An 18831-nucleotide genomic window follows, 5' to 3' on the forward strand; every position below is an offset into this window, starting at 1 on the left:
CCGTTATTGAGTCTTGTACCACAATTAAGAGATTTAATTTTTTGATCAGACTTAATGTCTAAAATGAAGCGAAGTTTATGAGTTTTACCAATTTTACAGTTCCTTACCCAATAGAACCAAAGTATTCGAAACGTATTGCTTATTTTTCAATGGAATATGCTGTTCACCAGCCGTTGAAAATTTACAGTGGGGGGTTAGGTTTTTTATCAGGCTCGCATTTGCGCAGTGCATATGAGTTACAGCAAAATATGATTGGCGTTGGCATATTATGGAAATATGGCTACTACGATCAGGCACGCAATCAGGACCACACCTTACAGGTAACCTGGCTCGAAAAAAATTATCACTTTCTTGAAGATACCGGTATCAAATTTCAGATCGCTATTCACGATCACCTGGTATGGGTTAAAGCTTATTATCTTAATCCCGAAACATTTAAAACAGCCCCGCTTTTTTTACTGAGCACCGATTTGCCCGAAAACGATTACGTATCGCAAACCATCACCCATCGTTTGTACGATGCCAATGTGGCAACCAAAGTGGCCCAGTTTATTTTACTGGGAGTAGGAGGGGCGAAGCTGATGGATGAAATAGGGTTCAATCCCGAACTATATCACCTGAACGAAGCGCATGGTGTATCATCAGTATTTTATCTGTATAAAAAGTTCGGCAACAAGGCCGAAGAGGTGAAAAAGCGGCTGGTGTTCACCACCCACACACCCGAAGAGGCCGGTAACGAAAAGCATGATATTCACCTGTGTCATAAAATGAGCTACTTCTGCGGGTTGAGCATTGATGAAGTTCGAAAGCTGACCGGTTTGCAGGACGATCAGTTCAACCACTCACTGGTAGCATTGCGGTTTGCGCATCTTGCCAACGGCGTATCGAAACTGCATGGCGAAGTATCGCGCCAGATGTGGGGTAAGTATGAAGGCATTTGTCCGATTATTTCCATCACCAATGCACAGAACTGGCGTTACTGGGCCGATAAACAATTGTACCGCGCTGCAGAAGAGGGTAACGACAGCTGGTGGGACGATCGCAAAAAACACCTCAAACGCAGGGCCTTTGATATTGTGGCCGACCAGGTGGGGAAATTATTTAACCCGAATGTGTTTACTATTGTTTGGGCGCGCCGTTTTGCCGGTTACAAACGTGCCGACCTGCTCACCCGCGACAAAGAGCGATTTGAAAAATTAATAAGCAATACCAAATATCCCGTACAGATCATTTGGGCCGGTAAACCATACCCCATGGATTATCCCGCTATTAATGAATTCAACAGCCTCGTGCATTTGAGCAAAAGTTATAAGAATATAGCTGTATTGATCGGGTACGAATTGCGGTTGTCGAAACGCCTGAAACAGGCTGCAGATATATGGCTCAACAACCCGCGCGTTCCCCGCGAAGCATCCGGCACCAGCGGTATGACCGCAGCCATGAACGGCGCTATCAATTTTAGTACATCCGATGGATGGATACCCGAGTTTATTGATCAGGGCCATAATGGTTTTGTTGTTCCTATGCCCGATTATGCGCGTATGACTGTACAGGAACAGGATCAATACGACCTCGACAAAGTTTATGATCTGCTTGAACACGACATACTTCCCATGTATTACGAGCGCTACGATACCTGGCGCCAGATAGCCAAGAACGGAATGCGTGATGTGCGCTTCCAGTTCGATTCGGGCCGCATGGCGAACGAGTATTACGAACAACTCTATAAGTAGTAGGTAATAAGTTGTAAGTAATAAGTAGGAAATCTGAAGTCAGAAATCTGAAGTCTGAAGTCAGATGTCTGAAGTCTGAAAATACAAGAGTAAGGAATTACGAGAAATTAAAGTGTTATGCTTTGAGTTCGTAATTCCTTATTTTTTTATAAAATACTAAGAGTGCTATAAAATTCGGGTTCTTCTGACTTCTGACCTCCGACTTCCGACTTCGTTTTTCGGGTTCTTCCGACATCTGACATCTGACCTCCGACTTCGTTTTTCTGCATCCTACTTCTTTTCCCCCGGGCTTTATGTAAAAAACAATTAGTGCGCATCCATAGTATAATCACTCACTAAACTATATTATATGAAACGCACGCTGATTGTTTTGCTGTTCGCCGGGTTAATTACATCCGTACGCGCCGGTGACGATAAAAACATTGTTAGTTCCGTACTCAAATCGGCCATGGTGTATCGCGCCGGAGCCGAACTGATGCATGCAGCCAAAGCTTCGTTAAATCAGGGCAATAATGAATTAGTTATTGATAATATCAGCAACCGTATTGATATTAATAGTTTGCAAATAGGGTCAACAGGTAATGTAACTATTATGTCGGTTGAATTTTCTACCAACTTTCTGCGGCCTGAACTAAAATTACCTGTCGTAAAAAAACTCGAAGACTCCCTGGAGAATGTTAAAGATGAATTGAATAAAGTGCAGGTTGTGCTGAAAACCGATCAGGAACTGCTTGAACTTTTAAAGGCCAATAAAGAAATACGCGGCGATCAAACCGGTGTTAGTGTAATTGAGCTTACTAAAATGATGGATTATTACAAATCAAAAACGCTCGAGTTACAAAATGAAATAAGCCGCTATAAAGAAAAAGAAATTAAGTTTTTGGATATTACCTCAAAAATTAACCGGCAGATTCGGGAAGAAGAACAGAAAAATAATAAATCGATCGGAAAGTTGTTGCTGCAGCTATATGCTCCTATGGCCGGAACCTACGAATTTACTGTTTCGTATGTAACACCTGCTGCTTACTGGAATCCTACGTATGATCTTCGTATTGAAAATGTAAATAAACCGGTGTCGCTGGCATACAAGGCAAAACTGGTGCAAACTACAGGTATCGACTGGCAACAGGTAAAACTGGCATTGAGCACATCTGTTCCATCGCAGCATAATAATGCTCCTGAAATGAAAACATGGTTCCTGGCATACGAAGATTTCGCGCGGATATTTTCAGGAAGAGCGCAGGGGCTTGCAGCCACACCCGCGCCTGCCATGGAAGAGGTTGTTGTTACCGGTGTGAAAATAAGAGGATCTTCTTCGTTAGACAACGATGATAAGCAGGACCGCGAACCTGTTTACGTAGTGAATGGTAACATAATCAGTAAATCGGAGTTTAAAAAAATTGAAACGAAAGCCATTAAAAGCATAGACGTATTAAAGGATGCACAGGCTACATCAATGTATGGCAGCCGTGCGGCGAATGGAGCTATAATAATTACTTTAAAAGAAATGGGCGATTATGTATCGGTAAAAGACAACGAGCTGAATGTAGTGTTCGATATCGATTTGCCTTATGACGTGCCAACCAACGGCAAAGAACAAAATGTAAATCTGAAAGACTTTAAAATACCGGCAACCTATAAATATTTCAGCGTTCCGAAATTAGATAAAGATGCCTACCTGTTAGGTGAAGTGGTTGACTGGGAAGCATTGAACCTGTTGCCCGGCGAAGCCAATATTATTTTTGAAGGAACATATATAGGTAAAACTTCTATCGATGCCGAATCAACAAAAGATACGCTGAACTTAACTTTGGGTAAAGATAAAAGGGTAGTGGTTACCCGCGAAAAAATGACCGATTTCAGCAGCGTGAAATTCCTCGGCAGCAACAAAAAGCAAACCTTTACCTATGAACTTACGGTAAGAAATAACAAAAAGGAAAGTATACAAATGGAGTTGCAGGACCAGTATCCTTTATCGACCAATAAAGATATTGAAGTAGAGCTTTTGCAATACGACGGTGCAACAAAGAACGACGAAACCGGCATATTAACCTGGAAACTGAAACTGGCTCCCGGAGAAATTAAAAAATTGCGGGTAAGCTATAGTGTGAAGTATCCGAAAGATAAAACCATAAATCTTTAGTTTCTGGTTTGTGGTTTGTTGTTTGTTGTTGCTTCGCGATTTAATTAGCATGAGTGAATTTAGCAGGTTTATTTCCGGATCAAAACTGAGAATGCATTTTTTACTTAGGCCGATTACTTTGAGGGTTTAACCACAAACTACAAACCACAAACTACAAACCATAAACTGCTATCTTTGTGAAAACCATCATGGCGTGACTAAACCTGCCTGGAAATTGCTGCAGCCCATATTAATACTTCACCTCATTATATTATCGGGTATTGGTGGGTATATGGCCATTGAGCATTTCACTTTTGTTGAGGCCGTTTACATGACTACCATTTCTGTAACCACAACCGGCTTTACCGAAGTTCATCCCTTATCGCCTGCAGGTCGCATTTTTACGGTTTTTTTACTGGTAACCAGCTGGACGGCCCTTGCTTTTGCCGTTACACGCATTACCCAATATATTATAAGCGGAGAGATTAATAAATATTTTAAAACCCGCCGAATTATGTCGTCGATCGAAAAAATATCAGGCCATGTAATCATTTGCGGTTACGGCCGAAACGGTCAACAGGCCGCCCAGATTTTACAGTATCATAACCAGCCTTATGTGGTGATTGAACAAAGTCAGGAATTGATAGACCGGTTAATTCCCGAAAAGCCGCAGCTGTTATACCTTGTAGGTGATGGTACCGATGACGAAATATTAAAGAAAGCCGGTATTGAAAGGGCCCGGGCATTGATCACTGCACTGCCCACCGACGCACATAATGTTTTTATTGTATTATCGGCCCGCTCACTGAACCCCACTATTCAGATCATCAGCCGTGCTTCGGAAAACAGCTCTTATCCCAAATTAATAAAGGCCGGCGCTAACCATGTTATAATGCCCGACCGGATCGGCGGAACCCATATGGCCACTTTAATTTCAAAACCCGATGTGGTTGAGTTTATCGATTTTCTGGCCAGTGAAGAAGGGGAATCTATACATATTGAATCTGTCGACTACAAACAGCTGCCGCCGGAAATTCGCGATAAAACGCTTCAAAATATTATGGCCTGGAAGAAAACCGGCGTAAACTGCATCGGTATAAAAACGGCCGATGGAAAATTTGTTATTAGTCCGCCTGAATCAACAGTTATTTCAGCAGGAATGAAAGTACTGGTGTTAGGCAATAGAGAGCAGATAGCGGAAATGAAGGGGAATATCGATAGGCAATAGGCAATGGGCAATGTTTAAAACATAATTGGCAGTTAGTGGCTGGTTTAATTGCCAACTGCTAACTGCCAACTTTTTTATTAGAATCTAAGAACTCTCAACTTAGAACTTAAAACTTAGAACTTATTACTTATTACTGCTTAACTATTTCAAGCAATTCAACTTCAAATATCAAAGTAGAACCTTCTTTAATAACCGGGCCGGCGGGGTTATCGCCATAAGCGAGGTTCGAAGGAATGAACAAACGCCATTTGCTGCCAACTGGCATTAATTGTAACGCTTCTGTCCAACCGGGAATAACATTTTTTAAACCAAGTGTAATGGGCTCACCTCTTTCAACAGAACTGTCGAATACGGTGCCATCGATTAACGTACCGTGGTAATGTACTTTTACCTGATCTTCGAGGCCTGGTTTGGGACCATTACCTTCTTTCATTACCTGGTATTGTAAACCGCTTGGTAATGCAACTACACCAGGCTTTTTCTTATTTTCAGCCAGAAATGCCTCGCCGGCTTTTTTATTACCCGATGCTTTTACGCTGCGGGCTCCCTGCATATAATTTACAATACAGTTATTAACCTGTGTTTCGTTTAACAGGGCTTTGTTTGATTGTGCATCAGAAAGCGCTTTCAGCACTAACTGATTATTTATATTGTTTATGCCCTGGGCTTTGTAAAAGCTGGCAATACTTAAGCCAATGGCATAACTAAACGAATCAGCTGAATTTTTCAAAGCAGGAGCAGCAGGGGCAGCAGGGGCATGGGTAGCGGTTGTTTTTTTAACAGGTGCAACCGGCTTCTTTTTGGCCTGAGCAAAAATAAGGCTGGCAGAAAGAATGCCTATTGCAAACAGCATGTACTTCTTCATTACATAAATTTTAAGCATCAAATGTAAGTGAATGAAACGAATTTGGGCCTTAATTATTGTCACGTTTGCCCTGTACCGCCTCCGCCGGAAAAAGCCTTTGCCGCGGGATTACACAGATATGTTTTAATTACAAAATTGCCACACCGGTTAGCGCGGAGAATTGGTTAACTGCTGCAGCATACCAGTTGCAGTTGCATTATCGGGTTGTAGGGCAATGGCTTTGTGGTAACATTCCTCCGCCTTGTTTTTATTGCCTTTTTTCAACCAGGCAGCAGCCAGTCCGTTCCATACTTCGGCGTCTGCCGCAAACAACAGGGTATTCAATTCCATTACCAGCAGGGCTTTGTCTGTTTCAGTGGATGCTATTAAAACTTTTCCGTAAGATAATAGCTCGCCTCTGTTCAATACCAGCGGTTTCAGGGTATCGGCTATATGCGGCAAATTGTTTTGTATTTCAGCAAGAGGATACTGTTGCCATATTGATACCAGCCGCGAAACCGCTTTGTACCGGGGTTGATAAGCCTGCCGGTTTAATATAGCAAGAACATCTTTTTCCAACGATATATTGGGCGATTCAACAACTCGTCCCAATTCGTGGTCGCCATCGTAAATTAACAGATCGGGTACCCGATGAATGTTTAAACCTTTTTCTTCATGACCGGGGCTTTGTTTATAAGCACTGTCATGATTATTAACATTGATCAGTTGCACCTGTGCCGGGGCAACGCCTAAATAATCGAGCAATTTATACATGCGGGGCACTTCGCGCCGGCTATCGCCGCACCAGGTACCCATAAATATGATGAACCGTTTATGTTTTACTAAAGGTTTCAATTGATTGGCGGTATTGCTATCGATATTGTAATCGGCATAATTTTTATCGAACCAGGTATTAAAAGGCGGTTGTGCCAGGCGGTCACGGGTGCTTTTACCGAGTAAGATGATGTTGCCGTTATTGTCTTTCACTTCAGTATTCAATGGTGTGACTGATTGCGTAGCCAATTTGTGGGTGCAGTTGAGCGTAAAAAGACTAATGATTAGTATAGTGGTTATATGAATGAGTTTCATAATAATTGTTTTTGGGATTATAGTTTCGCGCAAAGGCACAATATGTTTGTTTGTGCCCGCCCGGATGACCCGGTCGGACGGGGTTTGAGGACTATAAAGAACCACAAACTACAAACCTCAAACTATAAACTGCTTTGCGCGCAAATATGGGAAATGCATGCTGGTACGTACAGGGGAATACCCGCACATACATGTTCATTAAAAGAAGGGAAACCAATTACGCACGCGGAGGTTGAAATACAGATGCAGTATACATATCAGGTATTACGTTGATGTATACTGTTTCAAAAGATGAATTTGTGAGCGGAGCCTGACAGTTATATCCCTCCTGTTCATAAAACAGCCATATTTCTTCGGTTTTTTCTTTTACAATAGCTGTATTATGAGTGGTGCCATCTTTATGCACATCGAGCAAATGTTTTACGCAATCGCACGGTGCGGTTGCTGTAAGTGTAATGATCCGGCAATGGTAATAACTGATCAGCTTGCCGTATTGAAGGGCAAAAAATGCAGTGAGAAAAAATATGGCGGTAAGTGTTCGCACCCTGAACCGGTTATTTGTAGAATGAAAAATTAATGATAATAACGATAACTATATAATTTTGGGCAATCAAAATTTAAAAAAGTTATGGATTCGTATGTAAAACCTGTTGAGGTGCGCTGGAGTGACCTTGATCCCAACTTTCATATGCGCCATTCCGTATATTACGATTATGGCGCTTTTATGCGTATAACTTTTCTGGAAGAATACGGGTTAACATCTGCAGTTTTGGCCAAAAATCATGTTGGCCCTATATTATTCAGGGAAGAATGCGTGTTTAAAAAAGAGATTCGTTTTGGCGATAAAATAACTATCGACGTACAATTGTTAAAATCGCGAACCGATTTGTCGAGGTGGAGTATTCAACATCGTATTATGAAAAATGGCAATGAAATTGCAGCTGTTTTAACGGTAGATGGGGCCTGGATCGATGTTTTGCAGCGTAAGCTTACCGCCCCTCCGGATATAATAAAACACGTATTTGAGCAAATGCCAAAAGCTGAGAATTTTGAATGGGATAAATAACGACTGTACTTAACAACTTTTTACCATTTAACACGTTACTTTAGCTAAATTATATTTATTAATAAACAGGGCGGCAGCGCCCGTAAATCCAGTAGGGCTAAGAGCATCAAAGAGCAAAAGAGGAAAAGGAGTTATTTCTATTTATTTAAACTTGTGAATTGCCCCGAATAAAATAAAACTGAATTATTAAAAAGGGTTCTCTTTTTTCTTTTTTACTCCTTTAATCTCTTAGCTAAAAAACCAAAAAATTTCCAGATGAAACGGATCGTATTACCCCTGTTACTACTTACAAGTGTTGTTTCTTTTGCACAAAGCACTTCCGGTGGCGGATTGCTGAAAAAAGCGAGCGGATTATTGAACAAGGCAAAAGGTGGAAGTTCATCATTAAGCAATGACGATATTGTAGCCGGCTTAAAAGAAGCGTTGTCGGTTGGCGCACAAAACAGTGCCAATAAATTGTCGGCAGTAGATGGCTTTTTTGCCAATGCCGCTATTAAAGTGCTGATGCCTCCCGAAGCAAAGAAAGTTGAAAGCACCCTGCGAAGCGTAGGTATGGGCAAACTGGTAGATAATGCTATTTTATCGATGAACCGGGCCGCAGAGGAAGCCAGCAAATCAGCGGCGCCTATTTTTGTGAATGCCGTAAAAAGCATGAGTTTCTCGGATGCTATGAGCATTTTAAAAGGAAGTGATACGGCTGCTACCGGTTATCTGCGTGGTAAAACAGTATCAGCCCTCACTACTGCATTCCGTCCGGTAATTGACAGCGCCTTGCAAAAAACGGCAGCCACCTCATACTGGAAAACAGTGTTTGACGCCTACAACAAACTACCCACAACTTTTAATAAAATAAACCCCGATTTAGCGGGTTATGTTACCGAAAAATCGCTGGGAGGTATGTTTTACCAGGTTGCTCAGGAAGAACAGAAAATACGTAAAGATCCTGCAGCCCGCGTTACCGATATATTGAAAAAAGTGTTCGGTAGCTAATATTTCGTCTCCTGCTTAGAGATTTATTATAAATTGCATCCCCCACATTTGGGGGATTCTTTTTTTATTGAGTCGGAAAGACTCTTTTAAGTCCGAAAGAAAAACATTCAGGAACGTAGATTCTTTCGGACTTTCTGACTTCCGGACTTTCCGACTTCTTTCAACCAACCGTCGCATGATCACGAAAACTTTTTCCTTATACAAAAACGCGTATAGCGGGTTAGGACCCTCTACATGGTTGTTGTCGGTGGTAATGCTGGTGAACCGAAGCGGTACCATGGTATTACCGTTTATGACCATTTATTTAACCAGTTCTTCCATGGGCTACAGCATTGGGGATGCCGGTATTGTAATGGCGTTATTTGGGCTGGGTTCTGTTACAGGCGGTTTTTTGGGTGGTAAGTTAACCGACCGCATCGGGTATTATCCGGTGCAACTGATTACATTGATCGGGGGCGGTATTTTGTTTATGGTGCTGGGACAAATGAAGCAATTTCCACTCATTTGTTTGTTTACCTATTTGCTGAGTATGGTAAATGATGCCTTCAGGCCGGCCAACTCTACTGCCATTGTTGCCTATAGTAAAGAAGGTACCCGTACCCGTTCCTATGCGCTGAACCGGTTAGCCGTTAATTTAGGCTGGGCGGTAGGAAGTGCTATTGGCGGCATGCTGGCTGCCATTAATTATGAATTGTTGTTTTGGGTAGATGGCGCTACCAATATTGCCGCTGCCTTACTGATGTGGTATTTTTTACGGCCATCGAAGCAGGTTACACTGCCAATGAAAAAAACAGCAGCTGATCCATTGCATTCACCCTATCGCGATAAAGTATTCCTGTGGTTTATTTTATTGACCATACTTTTTGCCGCCTGCTTTTTTCAGTTATTTACTAACCTGAATGCCTATTACAAAATTGAACTGCATTTTAACGAACGGTTTATTGGCATGATCGGCGCATTGAACGGCATTATGATTGTGATTATTGAAATGGTGCTCATATTTAAGCTCGAGGGGCGACGGTCGAACCTGTTTTATATTTCACGAGGCGTTACGCTGGTGGGCATTGCCTATATTATGCTGAATGTATTTCACATCAATCATGTAATGGCCTTATTGATGATGGTGGTTATGACCATAGGGGAAATATTTTCATTGCCTTTTATGAGTACGTTCTGGACCGCGCGCAGCGCCGATCACAACCGCGGGCAATATGCAGGGCTGTATTCCATTGCCTGGTCGATAGCACAAACCGGCGGCCCTTTGCTGGGTGCGTTAATTGCCGAACACTACGGTTTTCATGTGCTTTGGTGGGTGCTTGGAGCAACCTCTTTTGCAACTATGATTGGGTTTGTGTGGCTGAATAAAGTTGTAAGTTCTAAGTTTTAAGTTCTGAGTTCTCACTTCCAGGTTTGGGGCATTGCTATTATTTTTTAGCCAGGCTGCTGCGGGTGTTACGTAATGCAGGTATTTACCACAACAGGCACGTTGACACAGAAATTACCGGTACCCTAAACGGGAACTATTTATTACCCATATTAACCACTAAAATCTTTATGCGATACTTTCCGTTTTTTACTTTAAGGGTTGAACCTGTTTTGGTTGATAACGAACCCTCAAAGGTTCCCTCCATAATATTATTTTCAAAGCTGGTAACCTGAACTTTTATATTTTCATTGGAATGCCCGAAAAATGAAAAGTCGTCTGTAGCAGAGCCCTGGGTGGTGGTTCCCAGCTTTTTCATATTGATCAATTCCATCTGCGCCGCCTCGCACTGAGCAAGATTGGGATGCGGTAAAACGTATGGGAACGATCGTTTGAAAATATTAGCCTGATCAAAATAAATGGCCAGCATAGCTGTCATATCTCTGTTTTCCCGTACGAGGTGTATATTGTCCAGCTTAATCGAATCATTCAAATACAGGGCATTCATTCCGGTATCATTGTATGGATAGTACTCACCTAAAGTTGAAGCAAGATAAATTTTATGCCCGTCAAACTCGCCGGAGATATAATAATCACCAGGATTATCGGATTTGACATCATTTAAAAAAGATTTGGCTTTATCTTCCTGTTGCTGATTTTCAGTACTATCGGTTATGTCTGCAGCCTTTTTACAAAAGGCAAACGAAATACAGGATAAGATGAAAAAATGAGCAATAAGGTTCTTTCTCATGGCCGGTTTTTAAGCATGACATTGTAAACGGACATTCCGTTGCAACAGCTACATGACATACCTTGTTAAACTTATTATAATATAGCCCGCATGCTCATGGTACGGCGCGGGTGGGCTGACCAGGAAGGTTAATCCAATTACATCATTCAAAATTCATTATTCAATATTACTTTTGGGGCTATGGGCGCTGAGAAATTTGAAATGTTTCGTAACCGGTTAACAAAGGTGTACCGGCATATTGGTAAACAGGCGCGGCGGCAGGGCATTGGCTGTTATCGTATTTATGATCACGATTTGCCCGAGTTTGCCATGTGCATTGAAAAATACGGCGATAAATTATACCTGGCCGAATACAAACGGAAATTTGAAATGGCCGAGGCAGAACATGAAGCCTGGCTCGAAGCCTGCATTGTGCTCATTTGCGAAGTGCTTGAAGTGCCGGTTGATAATGTGTACATCAAAGAGCGTAAACGCAAGCCGGGCAGGTTGGGGCAATACCAGCGGGTAGCAACCGAAGAAGAATTTTTTGTGGTTGAAGAAGCAGGGTTGAAATTTAAAGTGAATTTATCTGACTATCTCGATACCGGTTTATTTCTCGATCATCGTATTACGCGTGGTATGGTGCGGGATGAAGCCAATAACAAAAGAGTTTTGAACCTGTTTTGTTATACGGGTTCTTTTTCGGTGTATGCCGCTGCAGGCGGCGCCGCCAACGTTACTTCGGTCGACTTATCGAAAACGTATTTGCAATGGGCCGAAGATAATATGCGGTTAAATCAGTTCTTCGATGAAAAAAAACATCATTTTATTCATGCCGATGTAAAGCAGTACCTCGATACATTACCGCCTGCATCATTCGACCTGGTAGTTATGGACCCGCCCACTTTCAGCAACAGTAAACGCATGAAAGATTTTCTCGATATCCAGCGCGATCATGCCGATCTGTTGAATAAAACATTGCATGCCGTAAGCCCCGGCGGCGTCATTTATTTCAGCACCAATTACCGCAAATTTGAACTGGATAAAGAAAATATCAATGCAACCGATATAAAAGATATCACCCGCGCTACCACGCCTTTTGATTTTGAGGGCAAGCTGTTCAGGTATTGTTTTAAGATCTGGAAGTAAATGCAAATGTTTAGTTAACGGCTATCAAATTTATCAGTGAATGGTAGTGTAAAAAAATGCCGCCACGAATAAGTTTATTCATTAAAGCCATTTTGAATATCTTATACAATAAAATTAAATTATTTTTACCAGGGAAACATAAACATCATTCCTATAAAATGGCTTCTGCAAGTTCTTCCATTACTTGTATTTGTTCACACTACTTATGGGCAGATTAATAAACAATCCTGCAATTGTCCCAAAAAACAGTACGTTTTCCGGGGTGCCCCCCAAATAAAATTTTATTTCAAAAATGGCCAACAGTTTGGGTGGCGCGGAGTTATTAAAATAGAAAACAACGACACGACCTACTCCAGGGCTATATTGTATCGCTGCGGCCAACAATTTTTTTTTATTCGTGGGACGGCCCGGGAACCTGTAAAGTCTTTCAGGACAACGATACCATTATTGTTCAGCGACTCTCATGGCTACCGATTGGCACCAATATGGAACTTGTGTCAACCACATTCAAATTTGAAAAGCTTTATTACAACGGAAAAGAATGGGTCGACAGTACAGTTTACCGAACCGATCTGCTGAAATACTCACCCTCTCAGATACAAAATGTACTTGTCGAGTACGCACGTCTAAAGCCTCATGATTACAGTAAAATCCTTGAAGTAGAACGCCGGCTTTTCTGGGCTTACGTATCAGGAAGCAGTGAGGCTGAAAAATGCCTGTCAAAATTTAAAGATAAGTTTGGTCCTTTCGAGCACAGAACTAAGGAATTTGACGAAGTAGCCACGCTTTACACATGGTATAAAATCCACCGTAGAATAAAACCAGTGAGACCCTTACCTATGATTGATTAATCGATAATTATTAAAATGAAATATCCTGTTTTATGTTTCATCGAATTTTTGTAATCCCGAAACTGATAATACCGTATTGTAGGCTATCTTCCACCCAACTGGTTTTGATTTTCTTATAATCATCGGTTAATTTCTACAAGTAAAACCCAGGCGTCTAAAACGGCTTTAATAAATGATAAAACAATGGCGGGCACTAACCAATAAAGTCCGATTTCGCCAATGTATAAAATACAAATTCCTCCAATGATATATGGAATAATTGCAAGTTGGTCGAAAAACAAGTTGAAGAGATAATGTCGTTTATATTTCTTTTCTTTTTGTCGATATATTTTCAAGTCAATTTTTAGTACTATTGTCCAAACGATAAATCCAAGAACAACAAGCTCGTAGCCAATTAAAGTAAGTGTTTCCCGGGGTACAAGTTGAAGTATGGCGAAAATTAAGATGGAGAGTAATAAAATTAAAGAAACCAATGCCCGGTTAGGAAGCGCTGATGATGATAGTATTTTTGTCAGACTAATGGAGATTCCGACAAAAATTAATCCTGTCAAAGCGGCTGCCGCACTTGCAATGGCTACAAAAAAATCATTCCATTCGTGCATATTATAATTGTGTTTTGATTTGATAAGTTGTTAATCATTGCGTTTTTAGTTTCGAGTTATATTTGAAAATGATCGTACAGCAAAAGCTGTACGATCATGAAATCATTTTTCAAATTATAATTCAAACGTTGATTAGCAGGTTCATTTCCCCCTTAATCAGTCAGCGGGTCTTGTCCTAATAGCTTTGTTCCCTGTTCGGCTGAGTGACGAACAACATTGAAGCCATATTCAGTCATTTCCTTCTCATAGTCTGCCAAAGAATTGACTAACTCTTTTTTTCCTAAGGCTACCTGAATAAGTTCTTTGCCAAGAAGCACTGCATCCTTTAGGGCTACATTGGCGCCTCTTCCCAAACTGGGTGTCATATTATGAATGGCATCTCCCAAAAGGGTAACATTATGATGAGGTTTTAGATCAAAGGGAATGCTGGAGTTCATTTCAATATAAAAAAAGGAACCTTTTTCACCGGCTGCCGGAACAGATGATGCTTCGCCTGGCCAGTCACTTAAAAGTTCAATGGCCATTTGTTGCAACTCATCGCTTGTTTTCTTTCTTATTTCTGTATCGTCAGAACCAAAAAATTCTTTACGTCCCGAAATAATACAGCCTACATAATCGTGCTGTTCGTTCAGTGTCATGTTAAGACCCAAAACCTGAGCTGCAGATTCCGGACGTACTGGAAAAATGACTGGTCCTACACCTAAGATCAATTTACGGGTATCTGAGGCAGCAGTGAAAACGTCTGCAATACATAGCTGTGGCAATACTTTTCCTGCAACTTCTAATTTAATACGTCCATAGATGGCTCTGGCACCGGAGTCCATAATTTTTGCTTCAGGGGCTCTTTGTTTTCTTACGACAGAACCTGCTCCATCAGCACCAACCAATAAATCTCCTTTTATAATTCTTCCATCTTCAAAAAATGCTGTTATTCCTTTCTCATCAGCTTCATAATGGTCTAATTTAGCTCCATAATGGCAGATATCATCTAGTCCGATCAGTAATGTTTCCCTTAATGTTGCTCTGTTTACATTGAGGTGTCTGGCAATTCCCGTTTCAATATGGTGTTCTGTCTTACTATATTCATCGATGGGATATCGTTTCTTCAATTTTAAAGCCGTATCCAAAATTGTTGTATAGGGCAATGGATTTGTTGATGTCAGTTCGAACAATTCGAATAGTTTTTCAGGTAATGATTCCCGAATAGCTGAAATACCATCAGCATCAAGGTGAAGACGATAGCCCTGCGGCCTGTCAAAAGCAGTCGCATCCCGTTCAAAAACCTGAACATTTATTCCATTCATCTTCAACATCTGTGCAAGACATAATCCTCCAATACCTGCGCCAATAATTATTATTGTCATTTTATTTTGTACGTATTTTTTTGTGAGTAATTGAGCTTACCGCTAAGATTAAGCAGTTTGACTTTTGTGATTGGCAGAATAATTATGGAGGAACTTTTTGTCTAAAAAAAATAAAGGCATATAAAGGCATAACATGATCTTTTAGATTATGATAGCCGTTTTTGCCTGCAAAAAGATTTGCTAAAACATCGTCACGGAAGACGTAGGATTATCTACAGAGATTTAGATAATACAATATGGGCAAATATAGTTTTTTTAGAAAAAAAGTGATTTAAATTATTTTCTGATTAGTGGTTGGCAGATACTTTATTTATCATTGACTACAGGATGAATTGGACATTTCTACCCTCTTTTTTGGTTGAAAAGCCCACCCCCCCTCAGTTTTATCTCCTCTATTTTTGTCCTGTTCGGCAATGACGATTGCGAGGTATTCCCTTTAATTCATTCTTCAATAAATAATAAAGAATTGAAAGCCATATTTTTTTTACTTGTCATTCTCCTGCTTGGTAAGTTAACTGCATCCCCTCAATCGAGCCAAACTTTGCACCCCTATGACACTACTTCTGCCTGTGCCGGTGTGCCCTGGCTCGATGAAACCATCATTGAACAGAACCGCCTGTCGATGCATGCCAGTTTCTATGTATACGAAAATGAAACGGTAGCAGCCAAAGGCGACTGGCATCAATCAAAAAACTACCAGACCCTTGATGGGGCCTGGCGGTTCAAATACGTTGATCGCCCTGCTGATCTTCCCGAAGGATTTGAAACAAACAGCTTCAACGATAGCCAATGGCCCTTATTCAATGTGCCGGCCAACTGGGAAATGAACGGGTATGGATTCCCCATCTATACCACCTCAGGGTTTGAATTCAGGTACCTCATGCAGCGGCTTGACCCACCGGCCGTTCCGCTCAGCTTTGATCCTACTGCCATTTACCGGCGGGAAGTGATGATTCCACACGATTGGGATGGCAAACAAGTGGTGCTGCATATCGGTGCCGCCAAATCGAATCTGTCGGTTTGGGTAAACGGTCAATATGCAGGTTATGGGGAAGATAGTAAACTGCCTTCTGAATTCGACATCACGCCGTATCTGCAAAAAGGTAAGAACCTGATCACACTCAAGGTGATGCGATGGTGCGATGCTAATTATATCGAAGATCAGGACATGTGGCGGCTCAGCGGCATCACGCGCAGTTGCTTCCTGGTAGCGAGGAACCCCGTTCACCTGTATGATCTTGAACTGAAACCAGGGCTTGACAATTCTTATAAGAACGCCATCCTGCAGGTGAATTGCCTGCTGAACCGGGCGCCTGAAAAAGGAATGAAAGCGGAAATAACACTGTTGAAAGACAACCAGGTTATCGTTACACAGGAGGGCTTTTTCGATTCGGCAAGGCTTTCATTGAACCTGCCGGTAACAGCCCCTGCATTATGGACGGCAGAATCGCCCACGCTATACCAGGCACAGATCAGGATCAGGAATGCCAACAACCAGTTGCTTGAAATGACCAGGCAGCAGGTAGGCTTTCGCAAAATTGAAATAAAGAACGGATTGCTGCTCGTAAACGGACGTCCTATTCTTATTAAAGGAGTGAACAGGCATGAAACAGATCCGCAAACAGGCCAGGTCATTTCACGCGAAGCCATGATCAAAGACATACAGTTGATGAAACAATACAACATCAATGCAGTAAGAACGAGCCACTATCCCAACAGCGAAACCTGGCTGGAGCTGTGCGATCAGTATGGTTTGTATGTTGTTGATGAAGCAAACATTGAATCGCATGGCATGGGCTATGATATTACCCGTACAATGGGCAACCGGCCCACCTGGTTGAAAGCCCACCTGCTGCGTGTACAAAGAATGATGGAAAGAGACAAGAACCATCCCTCGATCATCATTTGGAGCATGGGCAATGAAGCGGGCAATGGGTATAATTTTTACAATTGCTATTTGTGGATGAAACAGCGCGACAATAGCCGGCCCGTTCAATACGAAAGGGCGGTGGCCGACTACCATCGGTATATTTGGGAATGGAATTCAGACGTTATCAACCCAATGTATCCTACACCGGCCGCGTTGCTCGAATATGCAAAGAACAATCCCCAACCAACACGCCCCTTCATTATGGTTGAGTATGCTCATGCCATGGGCAATTCACTCGGCAACTTTACCGATTACTGGCAGGTGATCCGAAACCACAGGAACATATTCCAGGGCGGGTATATATGGGATTTTGCAGATCAGTGTTTTCAGCGGGTCAACAGCAAAGGCGATACCGTATACACCTATGGTGGCGATTATGAGTCTGCAGAGGCCGTCACTGCCAATAACCATTCAGCCAAGGGTGTTTTTTACGCCAACCGCACGCCTTACCCCCATGCCTGGGAAATGAAAAAGGTTTACCAGGATATTCATACGAGCCTGGCGGCAGATGACTCCATTTCCATTTACAATGAAAAATTCTTCACTGACCTTTCCAATATAAGTCTGCAATGGGAACTGGTTGTAAATGGCAAACGGCAACAAGCAGGCGAAATAGCCCATATCGAGGTGCTGCCGCAGCAGTCGGTTACCATGTACCTGCCTTATAAAAAGATTACCGATGGTGAAGTGTTCCTGAACCTGGTCTATCGCACAAAACAGGCACAACCGCTCATTCCGGCAGGTCATATAGTGGCAACGGAACAACTGCTTATCCATGCGGGGCCGCTACCTGCTATAGTTATTCAAAACGAGGGGAATATTTCCAGGCAAGAATATCCTGGAAAATTGCAGTTCAACAGCAGCAAGGCTACCATCATGTTCGATAAAGCCACGGGAGCGATTTGCCGGTACAGTTATAAAGGAATTCCTATGCTGGATTCAACCGAAACCAAACCCAACTTCTGGCGTGCCCCCACCGATAACGACTATGGCGCCAAAACACCACAAAAACTGCAGGCGTGGAAAGAAGCTACTATGAAGCAGGTGCTCCTTTCTTTTCAGGATACCATTCGCAATGGTTTGGCAACAGTGAACGTAACCTACCAGCTTCCTTCCGTGCAGGCTATCCTGCAGATCAATTATACTATGAATGCAGCGGGTAAGATAAAAGTAGAGCAATGGATTGAAGTCAATAAGGATGCTGCAGTAAAGATGGCCGTTATGCCAAGGTTCGGTATGCAATGGATTTTACCGCCGGGATTCAACCAGGTAGAATACTATGGCAGAGGGCCACAGGAAAACTACCAGGACAGGCATTTCAGTGCGCATGTCGGATTGTATAAGCAAACGGTCGATGAACAATACTTTCATTACGTGATACCGCAGGAAACCGGCAATAAAACCGATGTCCGCTGGTACAGGATCACCAATGCCAAAGGGAAAGGGCTGTTCATCCACTCCGACTTACTGTTAAGCATGAGCGCCCTTCACTATTTCGACAGTGAACTCGACAATGGCATGAACAGTAATCAGCGTCATGCAGCGGATTTGCAGAAAAGATCACAGACCCAGCTCAATATCGACTTAAAACAAATGGGGGTAGGAGGTATCGATAGCTGGGGGGCCATGCCCATGCAGCCTTATCTGCTTCCTTACGGCGATTACCGCTTTAGTTACATCATAGAACCATTTTAATCAGCGAGTAGGATT

At 42.2% G+C, this 18831-nt stretch carries 14 protein-coding genes; 8 read left to right on the forward strand and 6 right to left on the reverse strand.

The genetic code is table 11. From position 1 onward, the window contains the following. Window positions 1-77 precede the first annotated feature (77 nt). The 3 genes from glgP to AC59IL_RS24500 all read left to right on the forward strand — a co-directional run bounded on the left by glgP (window position 78) and on the right by AC59IL_RS24500 (window position 5083). Window positions 78-1733: an alpha-glucan family phosphorylase gene (gene glgP / locus AC59IL_RS24490; protein WP_496554838.1), complete on the forward strand. Its 1656-nt coding sequence runs from the start codon at window positions 78-80 to the stop codon at window positions 1731-1733. A gap of 349 nt (window positions 1734-2082) precedes the next feature. After that, window positions 2083-3876 (forward strand): DUF4139 domain-containing protein, encoded by a 1794-nt coding sequence (locus AC59IL_RS24495; protein ID WP_496554839.1) that lies wholly within the window; start codon window positions 2083-2085, stop codon window positions 3874-3876. A 193-nt stretch (window positions 3877-4069) separates the two neighbouring features. Further along, window positions 4070-5083 (forward strand): potassium channel family protein, encoded by a 1014-nt coding sequence (locus AC59IL_RS24500; protein ID WP_496554840.1) that lies wholly within the window; start codon window positions 4070-4072, stop codon window positions 5081-5083. Between the two features lie 130 nt (window positions 5084-5213). On the opposite strand, the gene bamJ is transcribed toward AC59IL_RS24500, so the two are convergent. The 3 genes from bamJ to AC59IL_RS24515 all read right to left on the reverse strand — a co-directional run bounded on the left by bamJ (window position 5214) and on the right by AC59IL_RS24515 (window position 7560). After that, a complete protein-coding gene (gene bamJ, locus AC59IL_RS24505) occupies window positions 5214-5948 on the reverse strand; it encodes a BamJ family beta-barrel-assembly machinery protein (protein WP_496554841.1) in 735 nt (244 codons plus the stop codon). 147 nt (window positions 5949-6095) lie between these two features. Next, the gene (locus tag AC59IL_RS24510; protein ID WP_496554842.1) at window positions 6096-7016 is read right to left on the reverse strand and encodes a tetratricopeptide repeat protein; all 921 of its coding nucleotides are present in this window, start codon (window positions 7014-7016) and stop codon (window positions 6096-6098) included. Between the two features lie 217 nt (window positions 7017-7233). Continuing rightward, the gene (locus AC59IL_RS24515) at window positions 7234-7560 is read right to left on the reverse strand and encodes a hypothetical protein (protein WP_496554843.1); all 327 of its coding nucleotides are present in this window, start codon (window positions 7558-7560) and stop codon (window positions 7234-7236) included. 84 nt (window positions 7561-7644) lie between these two features. Between AC59IL_RS24515 and AC59IL_RS24520 the strand changes: the two genes are divergently transcribed. The 3 genes from AC59IL_RS24520 (at window position 7645) to AC59IL_RS24530 (ending at window position 10459) form a co-directional block, all read left to right on the forward strand. Beyond that, on the forward strand, window positions 7645-8082 hold the full coding sequence (locus AC59IL_RS24520; protein WP_496554844.1) for an acyl-CoA thioesterase: 438 nt from the start codon (window positions 7645-7647) through the stop codon (window positions 8080-8082). Between the two features lie 255 nt (window positions 8083-8337). Continuing rightward, window positions 8338-9072: a DUF4197 domain-containing protein gene (locus tag AC59IL_RS24525; protein WP_496554845.1), complete on the forward strand. Its 735-nt coding sequence runs from the start codon at window positions 8338-8340 to the stop codon at window positions 9070-9072. A gap of 175 nt (window positions 9073-9247) precedes the next feature. Then, window positions 9248-10459, forward strand: a complete 1212-nt coding sequence (locus tag AC59IL_RS24530) for an MDR family MFS transporter (protein WP_496554846.1) — start codon at window positions 9248-9250, stop codon at window positions 10457-10459. A gap of 133 nt (window positions 10460-10592) precedes the next feature. On the opposite strand, the gene AC59IL_RS24535 is transcribed toward AC59IL_RS24530, so the two are convergent. Then, a complete protein-coding gene (locus AC59IL_RS24535; RefSeq protein ID WP_496554847.1) occupies window positions 10593-11246 on the reverse strand; it encodes a hypothetical protein in 654 nt (217 codons plus the stop codon). A gap of 180 nt (window positions 11247-11426) precedes the next feature. Between AC59IL_RS24535 and AC59IL_RS24540 the strand changes: the two genes are divergently transcribed. Next, window positions 11427-12374 (forward strand): class I SAM-dependent methyltransferase, encoded by a 948-nt coding sequence (locus tag AC59IL_RS24540; protein WP_496554848.1) that lies wholly within the window; start codon window positions 11427-11429, stop codon window positions 12372-12374. Between the two features lie 970 nt (window positions 12375-13344). Here AC59IL_RS24540 and AC59IL_RS24545 read toward each other — a convergent pair. Together AC59IL_RS24545 and AC59IL_RS24550 are read right to left on the reverse strand one after the other, a co-directional pair. Next, window positions 13345-13827, reverse strand: coding sequence for a hypothetical protein (locus AC59IL_RS24545; protein WP_496554849.1), 483 nt, complete (start codon window positions 13825-13827; stop codon window positions 13345-13347). A 152-nt stretch (window positions 13828-13979) separates the two neighbouring features. Next, window positions 13980-15191, reverse strand: coding sequence for an FAD-dependent oxidoreductase (locus AC59IL_RS24550; RefSeq protein ID WP_496554850.1), 1212 nt, complete (start codon window positions 15189-15191; stop codon window positions 13980-13982). Window positions 15192-15657: 466 nt separating this feature from the next. On the opposite strand from AC59IL_RS24550, the gene lacZ reads away from it, so the two are divergent. After that, complete coding sequence (gene lacZ, locus AC59IL_RS24555) at window positions 15658-18816, forward strand: beta-galactosidase, LacZ type (RefSeq protein WP_496554851.1); 3159 nt, start codon at window positions 15658-15660, stop codon at window positions 18814-18816. Window positions 18817-18831: the final 15 nt, after the last annotated feature.

The organism is Niastella sp. sgz303648, assembly GCF_059587045.1.